The following is a 14,514-nucleotide window of genomic DNA, read 5'->3' as shown; positions in this document are numbered from 1 at the left end:
TAAAACACTGCAGCAAAAAATAGAATAATTCAGGAGAAAGCATGACCAATTTTTGGGGAAAACCACTTCAGCCACTGGCTATGGCTATAGGTCTGGCATTCGCAGCACCGGCGATAGCAGAACAACAAACAGCTGCTGCATACCATATTCCCGCAGGTGATCTGGATAGCGCGTTGAATACCTTTGCTGCTCATGCCGGGATTGCGCTGTCGGTCGACGGAAAACTCACCGCCGGTAAACGTTCGCCGGGATTGAATGGTAACTACAGCTTCGACCAAGGGTTGAACGCACTGCTGGCCGGCAGCGGTTTGCAAGCCAAGGCGCTCGGTGGCAATGGCTACACCCTGATCAATATTCCAACCACGCAGAAAGAACAAGACATCACCGTCGTGGGCGACTGGCTGGCTGAAGGCCGACAAATTGACGTGTTCGAACACGCAGGAGCACGTGACGTCGTCCGCCGAGAAGAGTTCGCCAAAACCGGTGCCACTACACTACGTGAAGTGCTAAACCGCGTTCCTGGCGTTGTTGCACCAGAAAACAATGGCACCGGTAGCCACGATATGGCACTCAATTTCGGTATTCGCGGCCTAAACCCGCGTCTGGCCAGTCGTTCAACGGTACTGATGGACGGAATTCCGGTTCCCTTCGCCCCTTATGGCCAGCCACAGCTGTCGCTGGCGCCAGTTTCCCTCGGCAATATGGATGCCGTTGATGTGGTGCGTGGCGGCGGTGCCGTTCGTTATGGGCCCCAGAGCGTCGGTGGCGTAGTCAACTTTGTTACTCGCGCTATCCCGAAGACCTTCGGTATGGAAGCTGGGATGCAAGGTCAACTGAGTCCGACGTCCCGTCAGGATCATCCGAAAGGTACCAGTAACCTGATGATTGGCGGCACCGCCGACAACGGTTTTGGCAGCGCACTGCTTTATTCCGGCACCCGTGGCAGCGATTGGCGCGAACACAGTTCGACCAAAATCGACGACGTGATGCTGAAAAGCCGCTATGCCCCCAACGACGTACACACCTTTAATAGCCTGCTGCAATATTATGAAGGTGAAGCGGACATGCCAGGCGGTCTGAGCCGGGCAGATTACAATGCCAACCCATTTCAATCGACGCGTCCGTACGACAAATTCTGGGGCCGCCGCCAGTTGGCAAACTTCGGCTATCAGTACCAGCCGGACCAGCAACACAAGTTCGACGTACAAAGTTTCTATACCTATACCCTGCGCAGCGGTTATCTGGATCAGGGCAAGAACCTGACACTGTCCCCACGTGAATACTGGGTTCGCGGCGTGGAGCCCCGTTACAGCCAAAGCTTCCGTTGGGGACAATCGGCGCATGAAGTTGGTGTGGGCTACCGCTATGTTAGCGAGTCCACTCACGAGCTGCGTTATTACAGCAAGGCCAGCAACGGCATACTGCCGTCAACCAGTAGCCCTTACGATCGTGATACCCAATCCGGTACCGATGCCCACGCATTTTATATCGATGACCGTATCGATATCGGCGACTGGACCATCACGCCGGGCATGCGTTACGAACATATCACCTCGTATCAGAACAACTACATCAAGAATAACCGTCTGGATGTGAGCTATAACGCACCACTGCCAGCGCTGAACGTGATGTATCACCTGAATGAATACTGGAATCTGTACGCGAACACTGAAGGCTCATTCGGTACCGTGCAATACAGCCAGATGGGTAAAGCGGTCGACAGCGGTAATATCGAGCCGGAAAAAGCGCGCACCTGGGAGCTGGGAACTCGCTATGAGGGCGATGCGCTGCAGGGGGAAATCGGCCTGTTCCTGATCAACTTCAATAATCAGTACGATTCCAATCAGGTCACCGACAGCGTCACCGCGCGCGGCAAAACCCGTCACGCCGGGTTGGAAGGCAGCTTGCGTTATGATCTGTCACAGCTGACACCGACACTTGATGATATGACGGTATACGCCAGCTATGCCTATGTCGACGCAACCATCCGTGAAGATGGTGCTTACCGGGGAAATCAGGTGCCGTTCTCACCAAAACATAAGGGTACGCTGGGACTGGATTACAACCCAGGACATTGGCTGTTTAATGTCAACAGTGAATTCCAGTCCAGTCAGTTTGCCGATAACGCCAACACTGTAGCCGAAAGTGCTGACGGCAGCACCGGGCGCATTCCTGGCTATATGCTGTGGGGCATGCGCGCCGCTTATGACTTTGGGCCAGAAATGGCTGGGCTGAACCTGGGCGTCGGCGTTAAGAATTTGTTTAACCATGAGTATTTCACTCGTGCTTATGACGACAATAATAAAGGGCTGTACATCGGCCAACCACGTACCTTGTATCTACAAGGCTCTGTGAAGTTCTAAGCCCCTGCGGGCGCAATCGCTGCGCCCGCTAATAATCACCCACCTAACCTCTTTTTAACCTCTGCCCAATGCGCTATGCTCAAAAACCCTTCCGGCATTAACATTTTTGAAACGGGGTTTTTGTCATGTCTGCATTCCGTCTGTGCGCCATTTGGTGCGCTCTGCCATGAGTTTTTTTTCACGTGCAAGTGCACTGCCTTTGTTGGTGGCCGGTGCCTTTTTTATGGAGAATCTCGACGGCACAGTGATTGTTACCGCCATGCCACAGATGGCAGCGGCTTTTGGCGTACGACCGGTAGACATGAACATCGGTATTTCTGCTTACATTTTGACGTTAACGGTGTTTATTCCCGCCAGCGGCTGGATTGCCAACCGTTTTGGCGCCCGTAATATTTTTGCCGCAGCGGTGCTGATTTTTACCCTGGCATCGGTGTTGTGTGCTGCCAGTATTAATCTGCCCACTTTCACCGCAGCCCGTATCCTGCAAGGCTTTGGCGGCGCACTGATGGTGCCGGTTGGCCGATTGGTGGTGCTACGCAATACCGCTAAACCCGATTTGATCAAAGCCATTGCCACCATTACCTGGCCTGGATTGGTTGCCCCCATTCTCGGTCCCCCCGTCGGCGGTTTTATTACGACTTATGCCTCGTGGCACTGGATTTTTATTCTCAACGTACCTTTGGGCATCGCCGCCCTGTGGCTGGCCTGGCGACTGATCCCACAGGAAAGATCGCAGAAAGGCGTGCCATTTGACGCGCTCGGCTTCGTGTTAACCGGGATTGCCTGTTTCGGCCTGATGTTCGGTCTGGATTTGATCAACCACCCGCAACTTTCCGGGTGGGTGCCTGCACTCTGTATTATCGGCAGCCTGGCATTAGGCGCACTGGCGGTTCGTCACGCCAAACGCACTGAGCACCCGCTGATCAATCTGTGGGCGATGCGCATAAAAAGTTACGCCGTCACTATTTGGGGCGGTACGCTGTTCCGCATCGCCATTGGCGCCGTGCCCTTCCTGCTGCCGCTGCTGTTCCAGATCGGCTTTGGCCTGAACGCCTTCGACGCCGGGCTGTTGGTGCTGGCGGTATTTGCCGGTAACCTGATGATGAAGCCGTTTACCTCGGCGGTGCTGTACCGTTTTCGCTTTCGCACCACGCTGGTGGTCAATGGCCTGTTGAACGCCGCCACTATTTTCGCCTGTGCCCTGCTGACGCCACAAACCCCGACCTGGCTGATTCTGGCACTGCTGTTCGTCAGCGGGCTGACGCGTTCCATGCAGTTCACCGCACTCAATACGCTGGCATTTTCAGAAGTACCACAATCACAGATGAGCGGTGCCAACACCCTGTTTAATGTGTCACAACAAATGGGCAGCGGCCTGGGTATTGCCATCGGCGCACTAGCGTTGCGAGTGGCGGAGATGCTGATGCCACAGTCAACTGAGCGTATCCCATTGGCCGATTTTCAGTGGGCATTTGTGGTCATCGGTGTGATTGCACTGGTGGCCGTATTCGACAGTGCAACCCTGAATGCAAACGCCGGTAGCGAGGTTCGTCAAAGAAAATCCCCAGAGTCACCACTGACGAACGCACCTCAACGATTGCAAAAATAAGTCGCATCTGCTGCCAATCAACGTAGTATCGATGATCCGCCCCATTTCACCGGTGCGGATTTTTTGCCGTTTTGGCCTGAAAAGCGAGGTAATAATAATGATTCACAGTGACCTTTCTCAGTGCCGCGTTAACACCGACCGGTTGTTGATTGCCCCCTTTACAGCAGCAGACGCCGACGATGTTTACCAGGCGATCACCCCTACCTTGACGCGCTTTATGAATTTTGAACCGGAGGAGTCGCCGGAGGCGTTTGAGAACGTGTGGCAAGGCTGGTTACCGTTAATCCGCGAAGGCGAGGAAATGATTTTTATCGCTCGCCTGCGTGACAGCAAACAGTTTGTTGGTGTGGGTGGCGTACACGATTTGCACGGCACTACGCCTGAGCTGGGCATCTGGGTAAAAGAGAACCTGCACGGCAAAGGTTATGGCCGTGAAATTGTCCACGCTATGGCGGTATGGGCCAGTGAACGCTACCACCCGCAACACTTTATCTATCCGGTGGCAGAGCAAAATACACCGAGTCGGCGCATCGCCGAATCTTTAGGTGGTGTAGTGGCCGGTCGACGTGAAAATACCAAATACGACTGCGTGGTGTATCACGTTCCCCCACAGCTCTAATCACGTTATCGGGTCGCTCTACTCGCCCGGCTTTAAAACACACATGATAAACTGAGCGAAAACCGCCCGTCTGGCAGCAGCGATGGCGGTTTTTCATCGTGGATGCCGATAACCACTGCCACTTGAAGTGGGATTATGCTAATCCTATTAGCATGTAGGGTAAAAACAGTTGAGGAACAGCAACATGATCATTTTTGTCACGGGCGCCACATCCGGTTTTGGCGAAGCTATTACACGACGCTTTATCCGAGAAGGCCATCAGGTGATTGCCTCCGGCCGTCGTATTGAACGCCTGGAAGAATTGAAAGACGAATTGGGTGATCCGCTGCATATCGTCCGCCTGGACGTACGCAACCGGGCGGCAATTCAGCAAGTGATTGACGAACTGCCTGCGGCACTCCGCCAAATTGACGTGCTGGTGAATAACGCCGGGCTAGCGTTAGGTCTGGAACCGGCCCATAAAGCCAATGCTGACGATTGGGAAACGATGATCGACACCAATACCAAAGGTTTGGTCAACATGACTCGCGCCCTGCTGCCTGGCATGGTTGAACGTAACATCGGTCATGTCATCAACATCGGCTCCGTCGCGGCTAACTGGCCCTATGCAGGCGGTAACGTTTACGGTGCCACCAAAGCCTTCGTGAAACAGTTCAGCCTCGGCCTACGCGCCGATCTGCACGGCACGCGCATCCGCGTTACCGACATTGAACCGGGCCTGGTAGGTGGCACCGAATTCTCTAACGTGCGCTTCAAAGGTGACGACAGCAAAGTTGACAAGGTATATGACGGAGCCAACGCATTGACGCCTGAAGATATCGCCGAGTCGGTGTTCTGGGTGGCAACCTTGCCGGGTCACGTCAATATCAACTCGCTGGAAATCATGCCGGTTAGTCAGTCATTTGCCGGGTTGAACATCCACCGCGATGCCTGATCCTGTGTGTGGCAGGGCTTGCCCTGCCGCCGTTTATCAGGCTGTACGCCAGCCGGAAACAATAATCAACATCCCCACCAAGGCCACACCGGCCCCCAGCCAGTCCAACGCGGACAATTTAACGCCGTCTACCACCCGCAGCCACAACAGCGCAGTCGCCACATAAACACCGCCGTAAGCCGCATACACTCGCCCGCTGGCCGCAGGATGCAGCGTCAGCAACCAGACAAACAGCATCAGGCTCGCCGCCGCCGGCAGCAGCAGCCAGACGCTGGCACTTTTTTTCAGCCACAGGTAGGGTAAGAAACAGCCAATGATCTCGGCCAATGCCGTGGCGAAAAATAACAGTGTGGTCTTGACCATGGGAAAGCTTTCTCTCTATAAAGTAAACGAGGCCGTGCTTGGCTGGTGCAGTCTAAGGGCGCGATGGTATATTTATCAACACGCCAGAGGGCGCAGTAAGCCAGTGTTGCCGTTTTCAGGCAACACTAACTCATAAGGATGAAACGATGAAAACACTTTCGACTCAACGACTGCTGCGCGGGATGCTGCCGGTCGCTATGCTGATGCTGATGGGTGCCTGGCAGGCGCCGGCACTGGCCGCCACCTGCACTCAGGGCAGTACCTGCGTTACCGTCGATGGCAGTAACAGCGGTGCCATGAGCACCGAAGCGGCTCGCCAGAGCAAACAGCAGTTCAACGACACCAAATCCCTGCGCAACAAGGTCAACACCCGCGTGGAGAAAGAGTTCGACAAGGTAGATAAGGCCATTGATAACGAAGAGCGCTGCGATGACAGCCTGAATGTTAATGCTTACTGGGAACCCAACACCCGTAAGTGCCTGGATCGCCAGACGGGCCGTCAGATTAATCCTTAATCTTGCCGCAGCACGCGGCGGTCGTTACCCCACGACACCGTTGCTGCTATCCTGATAAAGGAAGCCCATTCTCAAATAAGGATGAATTGATGAAAAAAGCGCTTATCCTGGGTGCACTGCTGATGGCCTCAGCACCGCTAGCTGCCCTGGCCTCGTGCGAGAGCGTGAAGGCTGATATATCACAGAAAATTGTCAATAACGGTGTGCCAGAATCCGGTTTCAAGCTGGATATTGTGCCTAATGACCAGGCCCAACAAGCTGGCGGGCTGGTGGTAGGCCACTGCGAAAATGACACACAGAAGATTGTCTATACCCGCATAAGTAACGGTGATGACAATGGTGATGCGGCGCAAACCGGCACCAGTCAGGACACAAAAACCTCGCAATAATTGCCGTTCAGGGCGCGCTAGGCGCCCTTTCTCTTTTACGCCTGTTCCGCCTCTTCACCTTCACCCTGTGGCCGGTGCCGCGCCGGGATCAGCATCGCCGCCGCCAGCGCCAGCAATGACAACAGCGCAGAAACCAAAAACACCCAGTGTAGCGAAGCGGCAACCTGTTGCGTCATATCCACCAGTATTTCTGGCGTCATCGCGCTACGCGCTGCAGGTTCCATCAGTTGCTGCACTGGATCGACCGTTTGTGGCAAACGAATTTGCAGATTGATGTTCAACGTCGCCCCCAAAATAGCGGTACCAATGGCTGAGCCCATCATTCGAGTAAACACCGTACAGGCGGTGGCGATACCGCGAATGCTGTGATGCGCAGCGTTTTGCACCGACACCAAAAATGTCGTGTTGCACAACCCCATACCTGCACCAACCATAAAGGCCGCGACCCTTCCCCATAACAGACCGCCGGCAGGTTGCAGCAGCAACAGAATCAGTCCCCCTGCCAACAACAGCAAAGCCCCCAGCAATGCAGTGGTTCGATAAGAGGTCATGAGCATCAACCGCCCACTAAAGGTGCTGGCCAACGGCCAACCGATCGACATTAATGCCAGCGTGGTACCGGCCTCCAACGGCGTTCCCCCCATCACACCCTGAATAAAGGTTGGCAGGAAGGCGCTGATCCCCATCATCGCAGCACCAATCACCAGCCCCCCAATATTACCGGCCACAATTACCCGGCTTTGCCACAGCGCCAGCGGGAATAAAGGCTCTGGTGCGCGTCGTTCCTGGCGGATCAGTAACATCAGTGAGACGGCCGCTAATACCAACAAAGGCAATACCCACCAACCGAGGTTTTCTGCCTGCAACAGTGACAGCAGCAGCGCGGTAACAAATAGCGTCAACCAGGCGGTACCCGCCAGATCCAGCGCGTGTTTACGTACCTGTTGGCGAGAAGGGAGATAACGAGCAAGGAAAAACATCGCCAACAGACCGATCGGCAAATTTACCCAGAATACCAACGCCCAAGGTAAATGCTGGACGATAAACGCCCCCAGCAAAGGGCCAATAATCGCCGACACACCCCAAACACTGGAAATGTAGCCCATAACCTTTGGCCGCTCGGTAGGGCTGTAGATATCACCGATAATGGTGGTCGCTGTTGGCATAATAGCCCCGGCTCCTAACCCTTGCAGCAACCGAAAACCAATCAGCCAGTACATGTTCGGCGAGAAACCGCACAGTACCGAACCCAGTAAGAACAGCGATGCGCCAAAGAAAAATACCCGCTTGCGCCCCAGCAGGTCCGCCAGTCGACCATAAATTGGAATGGTAATGGCCTGGGCCAGTAAATAGACCGCAAATACCCAACCGAGCAGGGAAAACCCGCCAAGATCACCAATAATGGTCGGCATCGCCGTGGCGACGATGGTTGCTTCAATCGCTGACATAAACATCGCCAACATGCAGGCAATCAGGATCAAGGGACGGTGTGCGATGGGTGCAGATACTTCGTTATTTGTCATAGCGTTATTACAAACCGTGGATTCTTATTTTCACCCAATTATACCAGCCGAAAGAAACGCTGCCGTTATCTGAGTCTACTTAGCTGTTTTTACTGGCGTAAAGCGCACCATTTGAACGCATAGTGACAGTGTCACTGTAAGTCAGGATAATTTATCTACATAACCAACAAAGCGCGAAGCTATCGGCGAATCTGTAAAGATTCTCTGGCCTTCGGTCGGGCCGCCAAGCACAATGCAAAGCTGAACCTTTCATTTTTCTCACGATTTTATTGACGCATGAAACGATTGGTCCACCTGCACCACTATCGCGCCCTGCTGCGCCGTCTGTTTATTGCCATTTTTCTTGGTATTGCCGCCGCGTTGGTGGTTTGGTTGTTTCACCGTGCAATGCTCGGGCTAGAGTGGTTGTTGCTTGATCATGGTGAAGGCAGCCTGGTGGCTGCCGCAGCCGCGTTACCTGGCTGGCGCAGAGCATTAACGCCTGCACTGGGTGGCCTGGCCGCCGGCTTGCTGCTGTGGATTTATCAGCGTTATCAGCACCAGCGGCAGATAGCTCCCACCGATTATATGGAAGCGATCGAAACGGGCGACGGCCGACTCGACGTCAGCGCCAGTCTGGTCAAATGTCTGGCTTCACTGCTGGTGGTATCGAGCGGCAGCGCTATCGGTCGCGAAGGCGCGATGATTCTGTTGGCAGCATTGGTGGGGTCGGTCTTTGCCCAACGCTTCACTCACGAGAAAGAGTGGAAGCTATGGGTGGCCTGCGGCGCTGCAGCCGGGATGGCCAGCGCCTACCATGCACCACTGGCAGGCAGCTTGTTTATCGCTGAAATACTGTTTGGTACACTGATGCTGGCCTCTCTCGGCCCGGTGGTCATTGCCGCCGTCAGCGCACTGCTGGTAACCAACCTGCTCAATGGTGGCCAAGCGCCGCTGTATTTGGTCGAACCCTTGCCCGCACCTTGGCCAATACAATATCTGCTAATGGCGCTACTCGGCATATTAGCCGGTGTCTGCGGGCCGCTATTTTTATGGGCAATGTCGGCTTCCGGCCATGCTTTCCGCTCATTGCGTCTGAAGCCGCCACTGCAATTGGCGCTCGGTGGGTTGATTGTGGGATTACTCTCGTTACTGTTTCCTGAAGTGTGGGGCAACGGCTACAGCGTGGTGCAGTCACTGCTTAGCGCGCCGCCCGGGGTATTATTGGTTGGCGCGATTCTGCTCTGCAAGTTGCTGGCTGTACTCGCCAGTAGCGGTTCCGGTGCGCCTGGCGGGGTGTTCACGCCTACCCTGTTTGTTGGCGCTGCACTCGGTTCAGTGGTTGGGCAATTGTGTGCCCTTTGGCCGGAATTAGGCAGTGCGGTGCCGCTTCTGATGGCGTTAACCGGCATGGCCACGCTATTGGCTGCAACCACCCACGCGCCAATTATGGCTGCATTAATGGTGTTCGAAATGACCGGCGAATATACGCTGCTGCCTGGCATCTTGCTGGCTTGCGTGATCGCAACCACCGTGTCACGTGGCTTACGTTCAGTATCGGTCTATCACAATGCTTAACGGCCCAGCAGAGGCGTAATATCCAGATAATGCGCCAGCTCACGCTGCTCAGCGCGCGGCAAATAAGGAATCTCCCCCAGCAGCGGCGCAGGAATGCGCTGCTGCAACGCCTCGATGGTTTCAGCGTAGTGCGCCAAACCTGGATTAATGCGGTTTGCCACCCAGCCCAATAAAGGCAGACCATCATTGATAATGGATTGTGCGGTTAGTAATGCGTGGCTAACACAACCCAGTTTAATTCCTACCACCAAAACCACCGGTAATTGCTCTTGGATAACCCATTCGGCGTAAGGCCGCATGTCGTTCATCAACACACGCCAACCGCCACTTCCTTCAACCACCACGGTATCGGCTTTCGCGGATAAATGCTGCAAACCGCTGCTCATCACGCCGTAGTTGATGTCGTCGGTAGGCTGGGCGTGAAACACCTCTTCCAGGCAGGTGATGGGATTAATTTCTTGATACGACAACGGCATGGTTGAGGATGTCTGTAAAACCAAAGCGTCTTTATTGCGAAGGCCTTCGCTGGTTTCCTGACAGCGTGCGGCAACAGGCTTATAGCCGGCCACAGAGCGGCCTTGTGCAGCAAATGCCTGCAACAAAGCGCGGGAAACCACGGTTTTACCGACATCGGTATCCGTACCTGTAACAAATAAACGCGTTAACATGACTTAATTGCCCCGAGATGCACCGTTAACCAAAATATCACCGCAAAGACGGCGAAAGAGACGAACGGGAAAAGTCTAGAGGATGCCGGGGCGACGGGGCTTGAGGTAGCTCAACCTTTTGTCGTTAAACGATAAGAATTACTGATTGGTAATGAGGATATATGGCCTATCCTTGCAACAACTGCACCAACAGAGAGCCGTTATATAACGCTTCTTTTACCAGCGCGGCACCCGGCATAGTGCCCTTATTGAAGAACTGCGTGGATTCTACCTTCACATGCTCACTGTAAGCCGGTAGCGATTGTTGGCGGATACAGGAGGCAATTGCCGGATGAAGAATGTCCGCCGCCCGGTTCAACGGTGAACCGACCAGAATTTTTTCCGGATTGAACAGATTGACCATGATAGCCAAAATCCGGCCTACGCTGTGTCCAACCCCAAGGATGATGTCTTTCGCCAGTTGATCACCCGCCATCGCGGCATCACACAACGACTCAACCGTCAGTGGTGCGCCATGCAGACTTGAACTCATCGACGTGCCAAGACGTTGCTGCGCGATTTCCAGCATGTTTTCGATACTGGCTACAGTTTCCAGACAACCGTGGTTACCGCAGTAACAGCGTTTGCCATAAGGATCCACTTGAGTATGACCAATCTCAACCACGCTGTGGCTACCGGCGTGCAGGACTCTACCACCGGTGATCACACCCGCCCCGACGTTGTGGTCGATCACCACCTGAATTACGTTTTGGCTGCCGCGTGATGCACCGTATAAGGCTTCGGCCATTGTCCAGGCGCTAATGTCGTGTTGCAGATAAACCGGCAGACCGGTACGCGTTTCCAGCGCCGGACCTAAGGGCATGTCTTCTACGTCGTAAAATGGCATGCGGTGCACGACACCAGAAACAGCGTCAACCATGCCTGGCAGCGTAATAGCGATAGCCGTAAGCCGCTCAAGCTTGCTTTGATGACGAATGAAGAATTGGTCAACTTCACCAAGAATACGTTTTAACAGGGGGTCGGGATGCTCGGCGGCTAAAGGCAACAGCTCTTCGACCACCAATTTGCTGCTGATATCACGCAGCGCCAGCGTAATGGTGCCACGACTGATGCGAGCGGACAGATAGTGCCAGGCTTCAGTGTCCAGCACCAACCCCACTGCAGGACGGCCACGGCTGCCGACTTCTTGGTATTCGGTTTCTTTAACCAGATGCGCTTCCAGCAGTTCGCGAACGATTTTGGTGATACTGGCGGGGGCGAGCTGCGCGCGTTTGGATAATTCAATACGCGAAATGGGGCCCAGTTGATCGATTAACCGATAAACTGCCCCTGCATTTGTTTGCTTGATTTGATCAATATGCCCAGGCTGCCCAACAGCAATCACAAACCTGCTCCTACTATTTTTCGCGCTTCTAAATAAAGACTATCGGCTATGGTGGGGCTTTTGTAATACAGCGTCAACTATTTGATTCGTTATGTGATTTGCTGCACAAATTCACCCCACTTTCACTGCGGATTGTGTTTTATTTACCCAGCCAGACATTCAGGTTAACAGCAATGTCATCAGCGATTTGGCCGCTGCGGTCAATGGCCTTTGTCGATGGTGCACTAGCCACACTTCCGTCATTGCGTCCGGTTCTGCCAACGGCAAATATTGCACCCCGTCGATTTTAACGCGTGCGAAAGACGCCGGCAGAATAGAAATACCCAATCCGGAAGACACCAGACCGATAATGGTCATCGCCTCGCCAACCTCCTGCGTGATGTAAGGGATGATCCCCGCTTTGGCCAGCAAGGATAAAATTTCGTCATGCAGCGCGGTGCCTACCTCACGTGAGAAAAACACGAAAGGCTCTTCGGCTAAATGTTGGAAGCGCAATGTGCCTGGTGCAACATAGGTTAACGGGTGCCCTTCCGGCACCACGGCCACCAACGGCTCACACAGCAAAAGCTGATGTTTCAATGCGTCTGGTAAACGCGTATTACGCATAACACCCAGATCCAGCTCACCATTGAGCAAGGGTTCGATCTGCTGTTTGGTGTTTACTTCGCGCATTTTAATATGCACCTGTGGGTGTTGTTGCCGAAAAGCCCGCAAGCTACGCGATACGACGCTGATAAAAGGGGCTGAAGACGTGAAACCTATGGTTAATTCCCCCAATTCCCCGCGCTCCAAACGGGCCGCTTTCTCCGCCGCCCGGCCGACCTGATCGAGTACCTGATAAGCTTCTTTCAGGAACATTTCTCCCGCCTGCGTCAGGCTGACATTGCGGTTGTTACGTGCCAACAAACGCGCACCAACCATTTCTTCTAACGCCTGGATTTGCTGACTAAGCGGTGGCTGTGAAATCCGCAAGCGTTCTGCTGCACGACCAAAATGCAATTCTTCCGCCACGGCGACAAAATAACGCAGGTGTCTCAACTCAATATTCATACTTTAAACATCTCAATTTTAATTATTAATATATTAGACAAAAAACTGCCCTCTCCCTATGATTTTGTTAACTCATTAAATGCTGATATATGCCCAATAGCTTTCAAGTTGCAGCCAGGCGCCCAGCTCGCACATCCCCAAACGCTTACTTGAGTAAGCGACTGGCGTAAGCGAATGCAGGTAACAACGCTGTAATTTGAAAGATGACGGGTATCAATCACACCAAGTTCGGTAAGGAAAAACTGTGACAACCCCTGTGCGTTCTACGGCCAGTATGCCGTCGACGCTAGCCGCCAACGACGATGCGGCTGCTGCGCCAAAAACCCAACGTTCCACCCTGAACAAACTTCCCTACATCGAACGCGGAACGCCGCAATTTATACGTGTCACGCTAGCGTTGTTTTCTGCCGGTCTGGCGACGTTCGCCTTGCTATATTGTGTGCAACCGATTCTGCCGGTTTTATCGCAAGACTTTGGCATCTCCCCCGCCGAAAGTAGCCTGTCATTGTCGGTTTCCACCGGCTTGTTGGCACTCGGCCTGATGTTTACCGGCCCACTCTCTGATGCCATCGGTCGCAAACCGGTCATGGTTGTGGCACTGCTGCTGGCGGCAATCTGCACCCTGATATGCGCCTTTATGACCAGTTGGCAAGGCATCCTGCTGATGCGCGCGTTGATAGGGCTTTCACTGAGCGGTGTCGCTGCCGTCGGCATGACCTATTTGAGCGAAGAGATCCATCCTAGCTTCGTCGCTTTTTCAATGGGGTTGTATATCAGCGGTAACTCGATCGGTGGTATGAGTGGTCGTTTGGTGACTGGGGTGCTGACCGATTTCTTCTCCTGGCGTGTGTCACTGGCCGTAATCGGATTATTTGCCCTGGCCGCCGCCTGTATGTTCTGGCGTATTTTGCCCGCTTCAACGCATTTTCGCGCCAGTTCACTGCGTCCACGCACCTTGCTGATCAACTTTCGTCTGCATTGGCACGACAAGGGGCTGCCATTGCTGTTCGCCGAAGGTTTTCTACTGATGGGCAGCTTCGTGACCATGTTTAACTATATCGGCTACCGCCTGCTGTCGGACCCTTACCATCTCAGCCAAGCGATTGTCGGCCTGCTGTCGGTGGTGTATCTGACCGGTTCATACAGCTCACCGAAAGCCGGTGCCATGACCAGCCGTTTTGGTCGCGGGCCCGTGCTGCTGGTTTCAACGCTGATTATGCTGATCGGGATTCTGATCACTGCCCTGGCTCCGGTAGCGGTTATTTTTATTGGCATGATGCTGTTCACTGCGGGTTTCTTTGCCGCCCACTCTGTCGCCAGTAGTTGGATCGGCCGTCGCGCTCGCCGGGCCAAAGGCCAGGCATCCTCGCTTTATCTGTTCTGTTACTACGTAGGTTCCAGCGTCGCGGGGACACTTGGCGGCGTTTTCTGGCACAGTTTCGGCTGGAATGGCGTAGTCGCGTTTATCAGCGTGATGTTGCTGCTGGCTTTATTGGTCGTGCATTACCTGAAGAAATTACCGGAAGCCGCACGCATTTAA

13 protein-coding genes are annotated in these 14,514 nt (G+C 53.9%); 8 read left to right on the top strand and 5 right to left on the bottom strand.

Annotated elements, in window-relative coordinates:
- Positions 1–41: 41 nt before the first annotated feature.
- The 4 genes from fecA (at position 42) to ydfG (ending at position 5,525) form a co-directional block, all read left to right on the top strand.
- Complete coding sequence (gene fecA / locus SGBXF1_RS11525) at positions 42–2,363, top strand: TonB-dependent Fe(3+) dicitrate receptor FecA (protein ID WP_186428398.1); 2,322 nt, start codon at positions 42–44, stop codon at positions 2,361–2,363.
- A gap of 166 nt (positions 2,364–2,529) precedes the next feature.
- Positions 2,530–3,972, top strand: a complete 1,443-nt coding sequence (locus SGBXF1_RS11520) for an MFS transporter (RefSeq protein WP_186428397.1) — start codon at positions 2,530–2,532, stop codon at positions 3,970–3,972.
- Between the two features lie 97 nt (positions 3,973–4,069).
- On the top strand, positions 4,070–4,591 hold the full coding sequence (locus SGBXF1_RS11515; RefSeq protein ID WP_186428396.1) for a GNAT family N-acetyltransferase: 522 nt from the start codon (positions 4,070–4,072) through the stop codon (positions 4,589–4,591).
- Between the two features lie 184 nt (positions 4,592–4,775).
- Positions 4,776–5,525 (top strand): bifunctional NADP-dependent 3-hydroxy acid dehydrogenase/3-hydroxypropionate dehydrogenase YdfG, encoded by a 750-nt coding sequence (gene ydfG, locus SGBXF1_RS11510; protein WP_037414888.1) that lies wholly within the window; start codon positions 4,776–4,778, stop codon positions 5,523–5,525.
- Between the two features lie 36 nt (positions 5,526–5,561).
- Here ydfG and SGBXF1_RS11505 read toward each other — a convergent pair whose 3' ends face one another.
- Entirely contained in the window at positions 5,562–5,888 is a 327-nt protein-coding gene (locus SGBXF1_RS11505; protein WP_037414885.1) for a YnfA family protein, read from the bottom strand.
- A gap of 146 nt (positions 5,889–6,034) precedes the next feature.
- Here SGBXF1_RS11505 and SGBXF1_RS11500 point away from each other — a divergent pair, with 146 nt between their 5' ends.
- Positions 6,035–6,403: a DUF1283 family protein gene (locus SGBXF1_RS11500; RefSeq protein WP_061806132.1), complete on the top strand. Its 369-nt coding sequence runs from the start codon at positions 6,035–6,037 to the stop codon at positions 6,401–6,403.
- Positions 6,404–6,492: 89 nt separating this feature from the next.
- Positions 6,493–6,792 carry a DUF1161 domain-containing protein gene (locus SGBXF1_RS11495; RefSeq protein WP_037414878.1) on the top strand — a complete coding sequence of 100 codons (300 nt, stop codon included), beginning with the start codon at positions 6,493–6,495 and terminating at the stop codon, positions 6,790–6,792.
- A 35-nt stretch (positions 6,793–6,827) separates the two neighbouring features.
- On the opposite strand, the gene SGBXF1_RS11490 is transcribed toward SGBXF1_RS11495, so the two are convergent.
- Positions 6,828–8,315: an MDR family MFS transporter gene (locus SGBXF1_RS11490; protein WP_061806131.1), complete on the bottom strand. Its 1,488-nt coding sequence runs from the start codon at positions 8,313–8,315 to the stop codon at positions 6,828–6,830.
- 276 nt (positions 8,316–8,591) lie between these two features.
- Between SGBXF1_RS11490 and clcB the strand changes: the two genes are divergently transcribed.
- Entirely contained in the window at positions 8,592–9,872 is a 1,281-nt protein-coding gene (gene clcB, locus SGBXF1_RS11485; RefSeq protein ID WP_186428395.1) for a voltage-gated ClC-type chloride channel ClcB, read from the top strand.
- Here the strand turns inward: clcB and bioD are convergent.
- From bioD to SGBXF1_RS11470, 3 genes are all read right to left on the bottom strand, one after another.
- On the bottom strand, positions 9,869–10,540 hold the full coding sequence (bioD, locus tag SGBXF1_RS11480) for a dethiobiotin synthase (RefSeq protein WP_037414870.1): 672 nt from the start codon (positions 10,538–10,540) through the stop codon (positions 9,869–9,871). The genes clcB and bioD overlap by 4 nt on opposite strands.
- Positions 10,541–10,706: 166 nt before the next feature.
- On the bottom strand, positions 10,707–11,924 hold the full coding sequence (mlc, locus tag SGBXF1_RS11475; RefSeq protein ID WP_037414867.1) for a sugar metabolism global transcriptional regulator Mlc: 1,218 nt from the start codon (positions 11,922–11,924) through the stop codon (positions 10,707–10,709).
- 159 nt (positions 11,925–12,083) lie between these two features.
- Positions 12,084–12,974: a LysR family transcriptional regulator gene (locus SGBXF1_RS11470; protein ID WP_186428394.1), complete on the bottom strand. Its 891-nt coding sequence runs from the start codon at positions 12,972–12,974 to the stop codon at positions 12,084–12,086.
- Positions 12,975–13,248: 274 nt separating this feature from the next.
- Here SGBXF1_RS11470 and SGBXF1_RS11465 point away from each other — a divergent pair, with 274 nt between their 5' ends.
- Positions 13,249–14,514, top strand: coding sequence for an MFS transporter (locus SGBXF1_RS11465; RefSeq protein ID WP_172479810.1), 1,266 nt, complete (start codon positions 13,249–13,251; stop codon positions 14,512–14,514).

The organism is Serratia grimesii, from assembly GCF_900186025.1.
In the GTDB taxonomy this organism is placed as follows: Bacteria; Pseudomonadota; Gammaproteobacteria; order Enterobacterales; family Enterobacteriaceae; genus Serratia; species Serratia grimesii.
The sequence above is the reverse complement of the archived record's forward strand: the minus strand, read 5'-3'. Positions and strand labels throughout refer to the sequence as shown.

Coding starts and splice junctions, on each gene's coding strand:
- bioD (WP_037414870.1), bottom strand. CDS start 10,540: ATGTTAACGCGTTTATTTGTTACAGGTACGGATACCGATGTCGGTAAA.
- ydfG (WP_037414888.1), top strand. CDS start 4,776: ATGATCATTTTTGTCACGGGCGCCACATCCGGTTTTGGCGAAGCTATT.
- fecA (WP_186428398.1), top strand. CDS start 42: ATGACCAATTTTTGGGGAAAACCACTTCAGCCACTGGCTATGGCTATA.
- SGBXF1_RS11490 (WP_061806131.1), bottom strand. CDS start 8,315: ATGACAAATAACGAAGTATCTGCACCCATCGCACACCGTCCCTTGATC.
- SGBXF1_RS11505 (WP_037414885.1), bottom strand. CDS start 5,888: ATGGTCAAGACCACACTGTTATTTTTCGCCACGGCATTGGCCGAGATC.
- SGBXF1_RS11515 (WP_186428396.1), top strand. CDS start 4,070: ATGATTCACAGTGACCTTTCTCAGTGCCGCGTTAACACCGACCGGTTG.
- SGBXF1_RS11500 (WP_061806132.1), top strand. CDS start 6,035: ATGAAAACACTTTCGACTCAACGACTGCTGCGCGGGATGCTGCCGGTC.
- SGBXF1_RS11520 (WP_186428397.1), top strand. CDS start 2,530: ATGAGTTTTTTTTCACGTGCAAGTGCACTGCCTTTGTTGGTGGCCGGT.
- SGBXF1_RS11495 (WP_037414878.1), top strand. CDS start 6,493: ATGAAAAAAGCGCTTATCCTGGGTGCACTGCTGATGGCCTCAGCACCG.
- clcB (WP_186428395.1), top strand. CDS start 8,592: ATGAAACGATTGGTCCACCTGCACCACTATCGCGCCCTGCTGCGCCGT.
- SGBXF1_RS11465 (WP_172479810.1), top strand. CDS start 13,249: ATGCCGTCGACGCTAGCCGCCAACGACGATGCGGCTGCTGCGCCAAAA.
- SGBXF1_RS11470 (WP_186428394.1), bottom strand. CDS start 12,974: ATGAATATTGAGTTGAGACACCTGCGTTATTTTGTCGCCGTGGCGGAA.